Genomic DNA, 13057 nt, shown 5'->3' on the forward strand with positions numbered 1-13057 from the left:
GGCTCCTTGCGTGCAGCAATGTCAGCCGATCTGCATTGCACTGCACGGGGCAGGCGGGCGCAGCCCACGAAAGCGCGGTCAAGCGACGTGGAATAAATAGCGAACGCAGTGAGCGGTTTATGCCGCGAAAGCCCTTGAAGATGGGGCCGCGGCTACAAAGCCATGCGCAGCGGCCCTAGCGTCCGTGCGGGAGTGGGATGCGACTGTATGCTCCGTGCAGTGCTTGTTGGTCTGCATGTGCCGAAGGTGGCGCGTCGCCGGCGCGCCAGGCCCCGAGAGGGGCCATCGCAACCTCGCTAAAAGAGCGACATCTGGCCAGCGGCAGCAGCTTGGCGGATGGCCTTTGGAATGGCCTGCGGCGGCGCATCGATCTCAGCCGATGGACTGTCGGCCGCCACCTGGTCGACATGGATCTCGTCCATGGCCGCCGGCGCCTGCAGTAGCGCCCGAGCGCCCTCCTCCGCTTCGCGACGGCGAAGCCGCGCGCCCCAGCCGCCCAGGATGTGTGCGGGCGTAAACCACTGCTCCCGGCACTCGCCCGTGAGGCCGTTGCCATGAATCACCACGGCCGGCACGTGCAAGAGCGCCAGCTGAATGAATGTCATATGCACGCAGCGCTGATCGATGTCGATTGCAGTCGCGTGCATGCACTGCTGATGGTTCAGCTGCGCATCGTGCATCGCGTGCGCCGCCGCGATCAACATGCCGCCGGCGCCGCAGGCCGGCTCCAGTACGCGGACGAAACCGTTCGCGCTCGTCTTGTCGACCAGATCCGTGCCATTGCCCATCATCATGTTGCCCATCAGGCGCGACACCTCATAGGGCGTGAAGAATTGCCCGGCGCCAGCGTTGCCCATGTCGAGCATCATGAACGTGCTCCCCAGCACGTCGCCAAAGTCTGCTGCCTGAACCCGGACCTCGTAGGCCATGACCAGGTGCGAGAACGCTTGGACGAGCTGGTCGAGTTCGACTCGCTCGTACTGAGCGATCACCTGCAGGTAGCGCTGTTCGCGCGCCTCGCGCAGCGCCAGATCTGCTCGGGCCAATGCGATCGCGCAGATCTCCACCCAATCGCTCCAGACGCGGTCGATGCCGCGCGTATGCGCAACCTGCCGAATGAGGCTGACGATTTCCTTCTGATGGGCGTCCGCGCTGTTCAGGAATCGGCGTTGTTGTGCATTTGAGGTTTTGGCCATGTGGTCTCTCCGGTTGCCAGGGCGGGAATGCCCGGAACTTGAGAGGCACGGCGCAGCGCAGCGCTCAAGTGTCGAAGACGGCCAGCGGCCGCAAGTGGCGGCGGCGCAGCCGGCGTCGCGCCGCACTTGAACGCGAGAACGCCGTGGCACACTGACCGGGAATGCAGACCCGCCACCCCGTATGGCTTTCAACGGTCCAACTTCAAAGCGCAGCCGTTCCCCTGCAGCGTCACTTAGCAGGGGCGGAGCCACGATGGCCTGATGGCGCTCAGAAGAAGAAAGGCCCGCCGAAGCGGGCCGGAATGGCGTCAATCGATCGCCGCGAAGATGGCATTTGCCTCGGCGTGTTCGCGGGCGAAGTCGCGCAGGGCGTGGTACTTCTCGGCCAGGTCGTCGCTGCGGTACTGGCTGCACAGTTCGCACAGGACGTACAGCGTTGCCACGATGCCGACGGCGTCCGCCGACATGGTCCGGTCGCACCAGTTCATCGGCCATACGATGTGAAGCGTCTCGTAGTCGGCCGGCGCCATGTAGAAGCCGTTCGGGATTTCGTAGTAGTGCCAGTAGCCGCCACGGTAATCCTTGGCCAGGCGATCGAGCCAACCGTAGATCGAGATTTCGCCGCGCAGCATCAGACGGGGGCCAAAGTGTTTGGGAAGGAAGGCCAGGCGCTCGTTATCTGGAACCAGGCGGGCTTCAGTGAGAGTGGCTTGCGTCATGTCGTGCTCCTTGGAAGTGGGTCCCGGCTCGGTGGCGGGACGGGAGCACTGGCGCCCTGCGGAACAAGCGCCGCAGGCAAGGGGACGTGGAATATAAAGCGAGCGCAGCGAGCGGCTATATGCCGCGAAAGCCGCTTGCGTGTGGCGCGCGCAGGGCAAAGATGCGCCCAGGGCCTGACACCTAGCCAGGCCCGCCGCCCAGGTCTCGGCACTGCAGCCGTCACCCCGCATCGTCAAGTACCATGAGACATTGACCCAACCCCTAATTCGAAGGCACTAGATCAGGATGCCCGTATCCTCAGAAAAGCTAACACTGGTCAAGTCGAGACTAATGTTGGCCCAGCGCATTCTGGAAGACTCCGATCTCCTGCCCGGAGCCGACGCCATCAGTTATGGCACTCATGAAAGACATGAGCGAGAAGCGCTCGTTGTGTACCTGTTGCTGACGTGCTTTGATACGCTAGGCCAGGCGGAAGAGTATTTGCCGTTCAGAAACTGGATAAGCAGTAAGCAGGAAAGACACCTTCACGAGGTCGCAAAAGCCCTTGCGGATGAACCGGAGATGGTCGCGCAAGGTCCGACACAAGCGACCCAGGCCCTGCTTGCGCGTCACACCGAGTTATATGGCGTAGGTAATGCCTTTCGCAACGGAATCAACTATCTCGAGGAAGGCGCGAGGAATTGGCTGTTCTCGTCCATTTCAGTGGGCAAACTTCCCGAAGAAGCGCGAGTAAATACCCACACAAGCTACCCATCGATACCCCTCGAGAATCAGGCGGTCGAACATGAGCTGAAGACTACATACTTGTACAAGCTACGCAACGAATTCACCCACGAACTGAGCCAGCGTCAGTTTTGCTCTACGCCTCAAAATTCGTTTATCGCGCGACAGTTGCTGCGACTCCCCCCCGACGACACTACGCATATCGCGTCCTGGCTCGCAGCTGTGACTGCCAGCGGGCTTGTCCAGTGCGGTGGATCTCATCATGAACGCCGCGGATCCAAGTATGGGCTTATTTCTTACACGGTTAGCGATTGGCCCTTCGTGCTCTTTGAAGTCCTCTATTCTGCGATAGGTGTCCCGTTTTCGCGAACATCCATCAAGCTCAATTTCTTCATCTTGGACTCAAGCCGAGGCGTTGATACCGTCAGCATGCAGATCCTGCCATCGGTCTCGTTCGCGCAGCTCCCTACAACACTACAAGCCCTCGGAGCACATATGGCGTCCTGGCCCTGATCTCGTCCTTCAGACGCGAACCCGCCCTTGTGGGCTGAAGATGTCCCGCCGGCATTTCGACGTGCGCACGTATGTACTACCGCCACATTTATCTCGCAAGGGGCAATCGATGTGTAATCGATTCGTCCAGGAGTCAGATCCGCAGGATTACCTCGAGCGGATCTTGACCCACCAAAGTCAGGCCTTCGCGGCCCCAGCGGGGCCGCAATTCAACATACCTCCGGGCACGCGCCCGCTGACTGCTCTGCGTCGAGCCGATGTCCCCACACTGTCCTGTAGCCAGGTAGGTCTGGTGGTTGTAACCTAGGCAGTCACACTTCCCATGACCTCACTATGGCAACCGATGATCTAACCCGCATAGAAACTGTCGAAAATGCCCAAGGGGTTGCCACTGCATGGGCACACGAACGCCGCCTTGCGGTTCGTGATTTCGATGAGTTTGCAAGGGATTGGTTTTTGCGGGCAGCGCCTGAGAACCGGGTGCGAATAAATCTGCGGGCGACCCTGGAATCGTTTCATTCGGTCTGCAAGCACTATGAGACCGAATGGGCGACAAATGTTGCTCTCCTTGCCGACTTGACGAGCAGTTGGAATCTGGAGACGGTCAAACACCTGGCGGTATTTAACGTTGCGGGTATTGCAGGCGCAGCGGCCCTTCTGACAAATCCTGCATACGCAAGTCAGATAGCCACGAAGCTAGCCCTACCCCTCTTCGCTGGCGGGCTGATAGCCGCTCTCTTAAATTTCTGGACGAATACTCGGGGGAATGCCCTGGCCTATAGGCACGCCTTAAAGCAGCGACGTGCTGCCACCTCTGCTAGAGAATGGAAAGACGTCGGCGCTTTTTTGGAAGAATTCAAGGGGAAATTCACCCCCACGGACTGGTTTTCGATTGCCGAAAGAGTGGGATGGTCTTCCGCAGCATTCGGCCTTGCAGGCGTAGCCTGCTTGGGTGTGTCCCTCATGTAACTTGGCGTCGCTTCTGCAAAACCCACGGCCAACATGACATGCAAGGAAGGCGGTCGAAATGTGCAGCCACTATCAAACCCTGAAGGACGCCGAGCTTCTGCTCAAGAAGTTCGGCGTGCGCGAGAAGCCGGCCGCCGTCGGCAAGTACGATATCTGGCCGCGCTACCAGGGCGTGTTCGTGCGCCGGCCGGTGGAACATGACGCCGGCGACGAGGCAGTGCCAGAGCGGGAGGCCGTGGCCGGCCGCTGGGGTCTGATCAGCGCCATGACGAAAGCTGATGGCCTGGACAACGCCGGCAAGCTGTCCACATTCAACGCACGCAGCGAGACAGCGCCAAAATCCTTCACGTTCGGGAATGCGTGGCGCCGAGCACAGCATTGCATCATTCCGGCCGACGCCATCTTCGAACCCGATTGGCGATCCGGCGTCGCGGTGGCTACGCGCTTCACACGGGACGATGGCGCGACGCTGGGCATTGCCGGTCTGTGGGATCGGTGGCGCGACGCCGCAGGCCAGATTCAAGAGAGTTACACCATGCTAACCATCAACGCGGACGAGGATCCACTGTTCCAGGACTACCACCAGGCGAGCAAGGAAAAGCGCATGGTCGTCATCCTGCCAGAGGGCGCGTACGGCGACTGGCTGACGGCGCCGGTTGGTGATACCCGCGATTTCCTGGTGACCTTTCCGGCTGATCGCTTGATAGCAGAAGCGCAGATCCAGTAGCCCTACCCCAATTTTTGCTTGTAGAGATCCTGCGCCGCCGCGAGCGAAGCACGCATGCCGTAGAGCGTGCCCCTGTCACCGTGGCTAAACCAGAGTTCGTACTGCCACATGCCCTCGACATAAACGCGGCAGATCGTCCAGCCGGGCGGGCCCTGCCAGTAGTAGTCGCCCTTCTGCATCCACTCCCCAGCGTCGGCCATGTTCCGTTCCCATCGCCCCGGAAACAGGGCCGAATTGCGCGAATTCTAGGCTTGTTTATACTGTATATCCATACAGTATTTTGACAGAAGATCATGCTCTGCTCCGTCACCCGCACCCACTACTTTGGCGAGAAGCGCCACGACCGTGACCCCGGCCCGACCATCATCGGTACCGTTCGCATGTACTCCATAATGCGAGACGACATGAAGAGGTACATCCGAGTCATGACCATGGACGGACTGCAGAAATTCGGTGCTACCGAGAAGGGAGCCATCCCCGACCTGCTGCAGCCGGAACTGCTGACGTTCTCTTCCGACAGGGGGATGATGGTCTGTGGATTCGAAGAGATCGACGGGCGACGCTTCTACCAGGGTTGGTGGATGCAGTGGGTCAGCTCATGATTTGCGACGAAGGGGGAATCCTGACGGAACGCGACAAAACCAGGATTTAGCAGCTAAACAGTTCGAAGTCCGCTTGGGCTGGCAGCTTCTTAGACATAGCATGTGATGGTTGAACCCAGGAACATCTTAGTGGCCACATTGCTCCGTCTTCCTTGCTACGCCGCATATGCATTCGCCGCACTGCTCGGTTACCTGACCTATCACCTTTTTGAAAGACCGTTCATGGTAGTGTCGTCGGCGTTTTCCAGAACGCCTCTCGGCCGCCAGACATTCATCCTCGCCAGCCATTCTCCATTGGGCCTGCGGCACATGTTCTGGATACTCTTGATCGCTTTCCTAGGCATCGAGTTCATTTCCCTGTCGGCCAAAGCAGTCTTCGATCCCCTCTGGCTGCTGCTCGCGGTGCTGCTGGTGCTCCTCGTTTTTAGCTACAGCGGGCGAGTTTTGACCGTGGCTAACAGTGGGGGGAGAAGGTGGAACGTCCATCTAAACGTCCTGCGGACGCGAAGACAAAGTAGCGCCGTTCAGTGGAGAGGCGCCTTTGCCGATCTGGACTCCATAGCGCACATGGCACGCGCCGGAAGGTTAAATACTCTGAAGTTGGAATCGACATTGTTGGTTAGCGACGCGACAGCTCAACGGCTGAAGCGAAAGCTGGAAAGAATATTTTCAAAGCACGGCTTAGTAGCCAACGTGGTAATCAACAAGCCTCGTGCGCTCGGCATCGTGGGCTCCGGTTTCATTCATGTTTTGCTGGCACGGCAGCGGCAACTGAAAGCACATCGCATTGTCCATCATGCCCCACTCGACTTGATGACAAGGATGATCGAAGTCGAGCTATCGCAGGCGCCGCGCTCATTGCGCGGCACAGAGGTCGCGGATTAGCCATATGGGTGTTTAGGCCATCTGATGCAAGCGATGATCGATGGGGGTCGGTGGGTATGTGAAATCCGGGAAGCCGTTTGCCCATGGCCCGGACGAAACACGCCGGGCGGTTGCGCATCGCTCATCCGCATATTCATGGGTTCGGACAACACATCTATTTCGTCTTCCTGTGTGGTGACGTGATCAGCGGCGATTTATCGCCAACACCCAATGCGCCGAACTTGCATCCAAGCAAACGACAAGAAAAAGTGACGCATAGATTGACGCGCTCAGAGTATCCTTCTTCGCGATTGCATTCAGCACATCCAGGAGACTGCTAGTGAACACACCCGCAACCAAAAAGGCGGCAAAGGCTGCGAAAGCAGCGAAATCGATACCAACAGCGACGTCCGGTGCGAGTAACAAAGTCGTTCGATTGGAGCCCAGAAAGAAAACGCTGCGCCGCTTGTATGCTCTTTCGGGGAATCGTTGCGCCTTCTATGCGTGTGAGCGTGCCATCCTAAACATTGACGGAATCTTCGTCGCTCAGGTATGTCATATTGAAGCGGCCAGTCCGGAGGGGCAGCGCTTCAATGCGGCAATGACCAATGAACAACGTGCGCATGAAGCAAACTTGCTCCTTCTCTGCTATGAGCATCACCGAGTCACCGACGATGTCACGAAGTACCCGGTTGAACGCATGCAGCAGATCAAGCGCGATCATGAAGCGAAATTCGCCGATGCTGCGGGAAAGATCAGATCCAGAATCGTCGACCACACAACGCTCGAGACGGTGAAAGAAGCTGCCAATCTAGAAGCACTTTGGGCTGAGATTGGAGCGCCGGCCGACGACGATCATGACCCGGCGGAATCTCTTGCCGAGCTTGGAAAAGTTGTGCGCGCGCTCAAGAGGCTGCCGATACAGACACGGCAGCTCTTCGCGATCGCCGTCGATCGGAGCAAAATTGATCGGCCAAGTGGATCGCGATATGTATCCGTTTCCTTGCTTAAGCTGGTGACCGAACTAAGCATGACTGCTCTTCGCAATCACATCGCGATCCTCGATGAAGCCAAGTTAGTTGGCGAGGCAGACCCCGGTGAACAATTTCGAGAGCAGCGCATACTCATCCAAACATCGCCAGAAAGCTGGGATTTCTGGACAAAATTGAAGAAATTTTGCAAAAAAAGAGAGTTGCCTCTCAAACTATTCATAGAGGATCTGGATTTTTCTAGCCTTGCCCATTAGCAGCTCTTTATCAGCACGGCTGTGTAGATTCCATCTGTCAAAATGAGATTTGCGTGGGGCCGGTGGGTATGTGGGAGAAGCCCGGGTGGCCGGTGGGCATACCCTGTGGTCAAGCGCGTGGTCAGGCGGCGCCTGTCCACCGTTTGTCCATCAGCGGTCGTCCACGGGCCGAGCACAGCGAGTCGGGCGGTCGCGAAGCGATCATCCACATATCCACGGGTTCGGATAAACGTATTTTGAAGTTGGTGTTTAGCGGCTAAACAGAGCCGAAGGCTCGCAATCGGCCACTTTAGGTCATTCACCAGTGCCCACTTCGGGCGAGAGCAGCGGTATATTGAGCGGTATCGAGGTCGACTAGAACTTATCAAACACGACCACCATCCGATGCCCTAGGACTTTTCCCAGCTCTACAGCCAATGCGTCGTCTATGCAGGGTCCGTCGAACCCAAACGCGAGGTTCCCCAATCCCCACGCCAGCGGTAAAAATCGCCATTGAGTGATACTGTCCGATTGTCGACAACTTGGGCATTCTAGCGAGCCACGTTCCCCCGAATACCAGGCGGAAATCATTTCTTGCCACGGGAGAGATGCGGCATCATGCTCTGCGGAGCAGCACGGGCAGCCCAGCACCTCCACCGTCTGCGGTCCAGCGTTGTAGACGCGCCGCCCCACGATTGCGCCTATCCCGTTTCTGCTCTGCTCATTTACCCATTTGGCCCACCGAGCGATACCCGGGCCAGGTGCGTGGCTGACCGGGGAAAAGGCGACTTCGGCCCCAGGCGAGGGAATAGCAATGCACATTGCTTCCATCCAACTCATGCCGCTCTTGGCGAATGCGGGCGCTTCTTCCAGGGTGACATCGAGATCAACGATGTAGATGGGTGAGTCGCTCATTGGATGATGAAATTCGATACGTGGTTTCGTGGACACTGCGTGCCAGTATATTTATTAAGTCGACATGGTACGAATCACCTTCCGTATCCACCTTCCGCTCCGGGCCAAGCAGGCCTAAGAAGATATCGGAAGTTGGGACGCTCACTGACTACGGCCACTGTGTGCATGCGTCCATATTCGTCAATCCCGTATTGTCGGCAACGGGTCGAGGGTTGCCGCCCTTCAACGAAAGCGTTCGTACGAGTAGACATCTGAGAACGCGAACCGGCGCCATTGAGGCGCTCGTCGCATGAAAGAATGGCCAGCTTTCCGTGCTGACACTGTGGTCGGCATGGAAACCTTCTGCTGATAGAAGCTCCTTCTTCTCGCGCCTCCCGGGCCTGTCGGTCTACGACATCGTGCGGCAGGCCGTGCTGACGACGCAGCCGTAGCAATTGCACCTTTATTACGGTCATTGCCTTGACCCCTTCCAAAGTCGCAGCTATCTGCTCGCTACCGGCCTCTCAACTGAACGAACCTTGTCGAGAGTTGGCCTGACAGCCCTTATTTGGTAAAAGCAACGTTGATCAGAACCTGAGAATCGATGGCTACCATGTCCGAACCCTATTCGGCCTTTCTCAACCTCCAGATGTCCCGCGAGAATCTTGCCAGATGGCTCGCTGCCCCGGCGCCGGCGGCATCAAGATGGTCGGACTGGCGTTCCATCGGCGGCCAGTGGTATCTCTCCGAAGGCAAGGATCTGGCTGCCTCCAGCAGTCAGGATCTGGGCACGCTCATTTCGGAATGCGACGCCATGCTGGCTCGCCATCCGGACAACCGCGCGGCGCTGGGGGCCATCCTGAAATCCGCAGAGGCCGAGAACATCAAAGTTGCGGCCTACGATCGTACAGGAACGTGCTTCGTTGCAGGCTCGCTGACCTATTCCGAAAACCTCTACGACCTCATCGTCTTTTTTTCGATAGCGCGCGGAGCGGCCGATTTTTTCGAGGCGGATGGTCGTGGCCTTGCAGTGGTTCACGACTATCTCTGGGGCGAGGAAGACGAACGAGAAACGGTGGCTGCGCTGGAACTCGCCGGAAACGGCGGCTCCGTATTCCTGGCGTCCGAAGAACTCGGCCAAGCCGCTCGCGCATTCGAGGCCATGGTGGACGCGATGCTGGAAGGCAAAGAGGATCCGGAGTTCCACCCGCGCAATCAACTCGACCATCTTTGAGACCAGACCTGCGTCCAGCAGGGACAACAGAGTGCACACGACAGGGCCGCCAGGCGGGCCAAAGAGGTAAAATTTCCAATGCGATTACTGCCACTGGTTATCATGCTGTCCGCTTGCTCGGTCTGCCAGGCGCAGGGAACCAGGACCTGGCACTTTACTGGTGCCGAGCTGGCCGCGGCCCTTGAAGGCCGGATGCCCTCGGAGCTCCGAGAGGCATCGCTTCGCCGCCAATTTGCTTCCTCCTATGCGCAGGCCTACGTCGTCGGCATCGCCGACCAGACACAGGGCACGGTCTGGTGCCCCCCCACAGGCGTCCTTCCTCACGAATTGAAGGACAGGGTGTACAGCTACTTGTCCACGCTGCAAGCCAGCCGTCTCGAGGAAAATGCCGGCCCGCTAGTAAGCGAGGCACTCCATCAGTCTTTCGCTTGCCGGTAGAGTCATCCCCGCCAATACGGCCCACCCGGCTGAACTAAGACCGGAATGAGTGCGTGCGTTCTGTCGCACGGTAACTGTCGATGATTCCGAGCGGCTGCTGACATCGGCGCGCGCAAAAGCCCGGCGCGCCCGCTCCGTATTGCAATTGCGGCAAAGCCAGACCGAGCTTGTCAATTCGATGCGATCAGCGCCGTGTCAAAGTCACTGGCCATCCGCGCGTCGTAGTGTCTCTTCGGTGACCCCAGCGGTGAGCAACGTATTGACAAGTTGCACCGCATGGTCACGTTGAGAGGGTGCCATGTCGGTGGCGAGCCTATCGCGATACTGCATCATCTCCTCGTCCGGCGAGGGAACGACGCTGATCAATGCGAAGGCGGTCGCCAAGTTGCGCGCCACGCCGCGTCCTTCGGCATACATAACCCCAAGGCTGAACGTCGCCAAGCGGTGGCCCTGCGTGGCCGCCTGGCGCATCAGGCGCACGGCCTTTGCATCGTCCTGCGCCACGTCGTCGCCGTTGGCATACATCACGGCAAGATTGAACTGTGCCCGTGGGTAGCCCTGGTGGGCGGCCTTCGTGTACCAGTCCCGAGCCGATGCAATACTGCGCGGCACGCCGCGCCCGAAGTCGTATTGCTGCGCCAGGTTGTACTGCGCCGTCTCAAGCCCTTGATCGGCCGCCCGGCGGAACCACTGCACGGCTTGCGACTCGTCCTTCGGCACGCCTCGTCCTTGCTGATATAGCGTGCCCAGCGTGTCCTGGGCCGGCGCATGGCCCTGATCCGCGGCCTTGCGCAGCCACTGCGCCGCCTGCGAATCATCCTGGGGCACGCCACGGCCGGAAAGGTACGCCCCACCCATCCGATCCTGCGCGGCAGCGTTTCCCTGGTCGGCGGCCTTGCGCCACCACTGCACGGCGAGCGCATCGTCCTGGGGGACGCCGGTGCCGGTGAAATACATCGCGCCGAGATTGTTCTGCGCCTTGGCCAGCCCCTGTTCTGCGGCGCGGCCAAACCACTCGACCGCCTTACCGGCATCCGGCGCCGTGGCGAGTCCGTGCGCGTAGATGGCGCCCAGGTTGTTCTGCGCCTCCGCATGACCTTGGGCCGCCGCCAAGGCGAACCAGTGCATGGCCTGGGCACCGTCCCGCTGCGTGGACGGACCGTCGAAAAAATGGTCGCCCAGCTGGTATTGCGCTTCGGCATTGCCCTGCGCTGCGGCCTTGCTCCACCACTGCAACGCCAGGTCATCCCGGCGCGCCACCCCGTGGCCGCGAGCGTACATCTGGCCAAGCATGGTTTGCGCTTCGGCATTGCCTTGGACGGCGGCCTTCTCGCACCATTGCGCGGCGAGCGCGTCGTCCTGCGGCACGCCGCGGCCGTTGGCATACATGACGCCCAGATTGAACTGCGCGCCTGCTTCGCCCTGCTCGGCAGCACGGCGAAGCCACGATACTGTGAGCGCGTCGTCTTTTTCCCCACCCTGCGCATTCGCGTACATGAGGCCCAAGCCATATTGGGCCTTGGCATGGCCCGCTTCGGCCAAGGGGCGCCACTTTTCCCGCGCATTGCCGTAGTCGCCGGCGCTGTAGTCCGCATAGCCCTGCTTGAATCGATCGTCCTGGCTGTCTTGCGCCCGAACAGCCATTGGTGCGCAGCACAATGCCAAGAACAACACCGCAGCCCGAAATCGCGTCGCGCGGCCAGGATGTCGCTGCCGCCAGCTGAGCCTGCCAGCCATGTTGGCGATTGAACGAACCGGTAAACTCAAAGCCATACCATCTCCTGAAAATGCTGGCCACAGGCAATGCGGAAGGACGCTTGGCATTGCGCCGCGCCGGAAGCGTGAACCACAGGCGGGACGCAATTATCCGGGCCCTCGGGACTCTGCGTGGCGCGCGGCAATCCATGACAATGTCCCGGAGTCGGCACCTCCAGACTCCACGACTTCGATGCCGGCCATCATCAATCCATAGCCGTGCTCCTCATCCCAGGCACAGCGGAAATCCAGGCCGATATAAGGCGCGCCGTCGACGGGATGAAACGTAATGCTATTCAGACGGACCAGCTTTCGCACGATGTCCTCGTCCCAATGCCGAGGCAAGCGGAAGGCGTCATCGCTTAACACGATGCCCTCCTGCTCGGCACGCAGGCGTGGCAAATCCGCCAGCATCGCGTCCATCACCGCCCGGTAGAACGCCGCGTCGTGGGCCAACAACCATTGGGCCGCCGCAGTCATCATCAGCTCCGGCCGTTCGCCGGTGCCATCGTCGTTCTCGAACAAGGCGATGACCTCGCCAGGTTCCGCAATGCGGTCATCGCGGGCGTAGCCCTTGGATGGCGCGAGGGAGTCGACGCCGCGCAATCGCGACGTGGCGGGAAGCGGCAACGCCGTCAGCCATACGCGCCAGCCTTTTTTCTGCCCATAGAGCGCAGGCAGGCCCGGCACGGAAAGCGGCACATAGTCTGGTGGAATCTGCTCAATATTCATCGAATCGCTCCTTTCATCTAGGTCGAGGCGTGCGCCGGCCCTAATCGCCAGCCACGGCTGTCAAGGCAGCCAGCGCCGCCACCAAGGCCACGTCGGCGCCGACCGGCGCGCTCGTCACCGTCGTACGCATTCGTTGTGCCAGGGTGCTGTTGAAATCGGCCGCAAGGTCGGCGCGCACCGTGATCCGCCGACTGGCATTGTCGAGCAGCATGTCCGGCGATACTCCCTCTTCCGGTCGGGCGCCGTTGGCGCGGTGGACGCGAGCGGTGGTAATTACCGGCGCGTCTGGATCGCGTTGTGCAATCCGGTGAGTTTCGCCAGGAAAGCGCCATAGCCGTACGCTTCGCCCGGCGCGGCCGCTGGCGTCGAGGTGGGCGTGGTCCGCAACACCGTCCAGCCATGAGCGGCGAGATGATCCAGGAAGCGTTGTGGCTGCGATGTCATGTCGGTTTCCTCGGATGGGGT

Annotated in this window: 16 protein-coding genes; 8 read left to right on the plus strand and 8 right to left on the minus strand. The window is 59.8% G+C overall.

The features are described 5' to 3' along the window. Positions 1-296 precede the first annotated feature (296 nt). Together CQ050_RS17415 and CQ050_RS17420 are read right to left on the minus strand one after the other, a co-directional pair. Positions 297-1196 (minus strand): N-6 DNA methylase, encoded by a 900-nt coding sequence (locus CQ050_RS17415; protein WP_105558082.1) that lies wholly within the window; start codon positions 1194-1196, stop codon positions 297-299. Between the two features lie 308 nt (positions 1197-1504). Further along, complete coding sequence (locus CQ050_RS17420; protein ID WP_105558083.1) at positions 1505-1915, minus strand: antirestriction protein; 411 nt, start codon at positions 1913-1915, stop codon at positions 1505-1507. Between the two features lie 331 nt (positions 1916-2246). Here CQ050_RS17420 and CQ050_RS17425 point away from each other — a divergent pair, with 331 nt between their 5' ends. The 3 genes from CQ050_RS17425 (at position 2247) to CQ050_RS17430 (ending at position 4848) form a co-directional block, all read left to right on the plus strand. Continuing rightward, on the plus strand, positions 2247-3152 hold the full coding sequence (locus tag CQ050_RS17425) for a hypothetical protein (protein WP_105558084.1): 906 nt from the start codon (positions 2247-2249) through the stop codon (positions 3150-3152). Positions 3153-3485: 333 nt separating this feature from the next. Then, on the plus strand, positions 3486-4121 hold the full coding sequence (locus CQ050_RS30740) for a hypothetical protein (protein WP_146121046.1): 636 nt from the start codon (positions 3486-3488) through the stop codon (positions 4119-4121). A gap of 58 nt (positions 4122-4179) precedes the next feature. Further along, positions 4180-4848: an SOS response-associated peptidase gene (locus tag CQ050_RS17430; protein WP_105558085.1), complete on the plus strand. Its 669-nt coding sequence runs from the start codon at positions 4180-4182 to the stop codon at positions 4846-4848. A gap of 2 nt (positions 4849-4850) precedes the next feature. Here CQ050_RS17430 and CQ050_RS17435 read toward each other — a convergent pair whose 3' ends face one another. Continuing rightward, positions 4851-5048 (minus strand): hypothetical protein, encoded by a 198-nt coding sequence (locus CQ050_RS17435; protein ID WP_105558086.1) that lies wholly within the window; start codon positions 5046-5048, stop codon positions 4851-4853. A 93-nt stretch (positions 5049-5141) separates the two neighbouring features. On the opposite strand from CQ050_RS17435, the gene CQ050_RS17440 reads away from it, so the two are divergent. The 3 genes from CQ050_RS17440 to CQ050_RS17450 all read left to right on the plus strand — a co-directional run bounded on the left by CQ050_RS17440 (position 5142) and on the right by CQ050_RS17450 (position 7560). After that, a complete protein-coding gene (locus tag CQ050_RS17440) occupies positions 5142-5450 on the plus strand; it encodes a hypothetical protein (RefSeq protein WP_233214130.1) in 309 nt (102 codons plus the stop codon). Positions 5451-5579: 129 nt separating this feature from the next. Further along, a complete protein-coding gene (locus tag CQ050_RS17445; RefSeq protein WP_146121047.1) occupies positions 5580-6335 on the plus strand; it encodes a hypothetical protein in 756 nt (251 codons plus the stop codon). Between the two features lie 319 nt (positions 6336-6654). Next, positions 6655-7560, plus strand: a complete 906-nt coding sequence (locus CQ050_RS17450) for a hypothetical protein (protein ID WP_146121048.1) — start codon at positions 6655-6657, stop codon at positions 7558-7560. A gap of 354 nt (positions 7561-7914) precedes the next feature. On the opposite strand, the gene CQ050_RS30855 is transcribed toward CQ050_RS17450, so the two are convergent. Next, positions 7915-8454, minus strand: a complete 540-nt coding sequence (locus tag CQ050_RS30855; RefSeq protein ID WP_158266057.1) for a hypothetical protein — start codon at positions 8452-8454, stop codon at positions 7915-7917. A gap of 592 nt (positions 8455-9046) precedes the next feature. Between CQ050_RS30855 and CQ050_RS17455 the strand changes: the two genes are divergently transcribed. Continuing rightward, the gene (locus tag CQ050_RS17455; protein ID WP_105558152.1) at positions 9047-9667 is read left to right on the plus strand and encodes a hypothetical protein; all 621 of its coding nucleotides are present in this window, start codon (positions 9047-9049) and stop codon (positions 9665-9667) included. Between the two features lie 192 nt (positions 9668-9859). Further along, complete coding sequence (locus tag CQ050_RS17460) at positions 9860-10105, plus strand: Rap1a/Tai family immunity protein (RefSeq protein ID WP_233214148.1); 246 nt, start codon at positions 9860-9862, stop codon at positions 10103-10105. A gap of 201 nt (positions 10106-10306) precedes the next feature. On the opposite strand, the gene CQ050_RS17465 is transcribed toward CQ050_RS17460, so the two are convergent. The 4 genes from CQ050_RS17465 to CQ050_RS30865 all read right to left on the minus strand — a co-directional run bounded on the left by CQ050_RS17465 (position 10307) and on the right by CQ050_RS30865 (position 13036). Further along, the gene (locus CQ050_RS17465; RefSeq protein WP_158266058.1) at positions 10307-11878 is read right to left on the minus strand and encodes an SEL1-like repeat protein; all 1572 of its coding nucleotides are present in this window, start codon (positions 11876-11878) and stop codon (positions 10307-10309) included. A gap of 90 nt (positions 11879-11968) precedes the next feature. Further along, complete coding sequence (locus tag CQ050_RS17470; protein WP_105558091.1) at positions 11969-12592, minus strand: hypothetical protein; 624 nt, start codon at positions 12590-12592, stop codon at positions 11969-11971. Positions 12593-12632: 40 nt separating this feature from the next. Further along, positions 12633-12803 carry a hypothetical protein gene (locus tag CQ050_RS30860; RefSeq protein ID WP_158266059.1) on the minus strand — a complete coding sequence of 57 codons (171 nt, stop codon included), beginning with the start codon at positions 12801-12803 and terminating at the stop codon, positions 12633-12635. Between the two features lie 62 nt (positions 12804-12865). Next, entirely contained in the window at positions 12866-13036 is a 171-nt protein-coding gene (locus CQ050_RS30865; RefSeq protein ID WP_158266060.1) for a hypothetical protein, read from the minus strand. Between the last annotated feature and the right edge of the window lie 21 nt (positions 13037-13057).

Source organism: Achromobacter sp. MYb9 (genome assembly GCF_002975275.1).
In the GTDB taxonomy this organism is placed as follows: Bacteria; Pseudomonadota; Gammaproteobacteria; order Burkholderiales; family Burkholderiaceae_B; genus Achromobacter.

Bases quoted from the DNA above. Each gene is read 5' to 3' on its own strand.
- CQ050_RS17460 (WP_233214148.1), top strand. From the start codon at position 9,860: ATGCCCTCGGAGCTCCGAGAGGCATCGCTTCGCCGCCAATTTGCTTCC.
- CQ050_RS17470 (WP_105558091.1), bottom strand. From the start codon at position 12,592: ATGAATATTGAGCAGATTCCACCAGACTATGTGCCGCTTTCCGTGCCG.
- CQ050_RS30740 (WP_146121046.1), top strand. From the start codon at position 3,486: ATGGCAACCGATGATCTAACCCGCATAGAAACTGTCGAAAATGCCCAA.
- CQ050_RS17455 (WP_105558152.1), top strand. From the start codon at position 9,047: ATGTCCGAACCCTATTCGGCCTTTCTCAACCTCCAGATGTCCCGCGAG.
- CQ050_RS30855 (WP_158266057.1), bottom strand. From the start codon at position 8,454: ATGAGCGACTCACCCATCTACATCGTTGATCTCGATGTCACCCTGGAA.
- CQ050_RS17420 (WP_105558083.1), bottom strand. From the start codon at position 1,915: ATGACGCAAGCCACTCTCACTGAAGCCCGCCTGGTTCCAGATAACGAG.
- CQ050_RS17415 (WP_105558082.1), bottom strand. From the start codon at position 1,196: ATGGCCAAAACCTCAAATGCACAACAACGCCGATTCCTGAACAGCGCG.
- CQ050_RS30865 (WP_158266060.1), bottom strand. From the start codon at position 13,036: ATGACATCGCAGCCACAACGCTTCCTGGATCATCTCGCCGCTCATGGC.
- CQ050_RS17440 (WP_233214130.1), top strand. From the start codon at position 5,142: ATGCTCTGCTCCGTCACCCGCACCCACTACTTTGGCGAGAAGCGCCAC.
- CQ050_RS17430 (WP_105558085.1), top strand. From the start codon at position 4,180: ATGTGCAGCCACTATCAAACCCTGAAGGACGCCGAGCTTCTGCTCAAG.
- CQ050_RS17465 (WP_158266058.1), bottom strand. From the start codon at position 11,878: ATGGCTTTGAGTTTACCGGTTCGTTCAATCGCCAACATGGCTGGCAGG.
- CQ050_RS17435 (WP_105558086.1), bottom strand. From the start codon at position 5,048: ATGGCCGACGCTGGGGAGTGGATGCAGAAGGGCGACTACTACTGGCAG.
- CQ050_RS30860 (WP_158266059.1), bottom strand. From the start codon at position 12,803: ATGCTGCTCGACAATGCCAGTCGGCGGATCACGGTGCGCGCCGACCTT.
- CQ050_RS17425 (WP_105558084.1), top strand. From the start codon at position 2,247: ATGTTGGCCCAGCGCATTCTGGAAGACTCCGATCTCCTGCCCGGAGCC.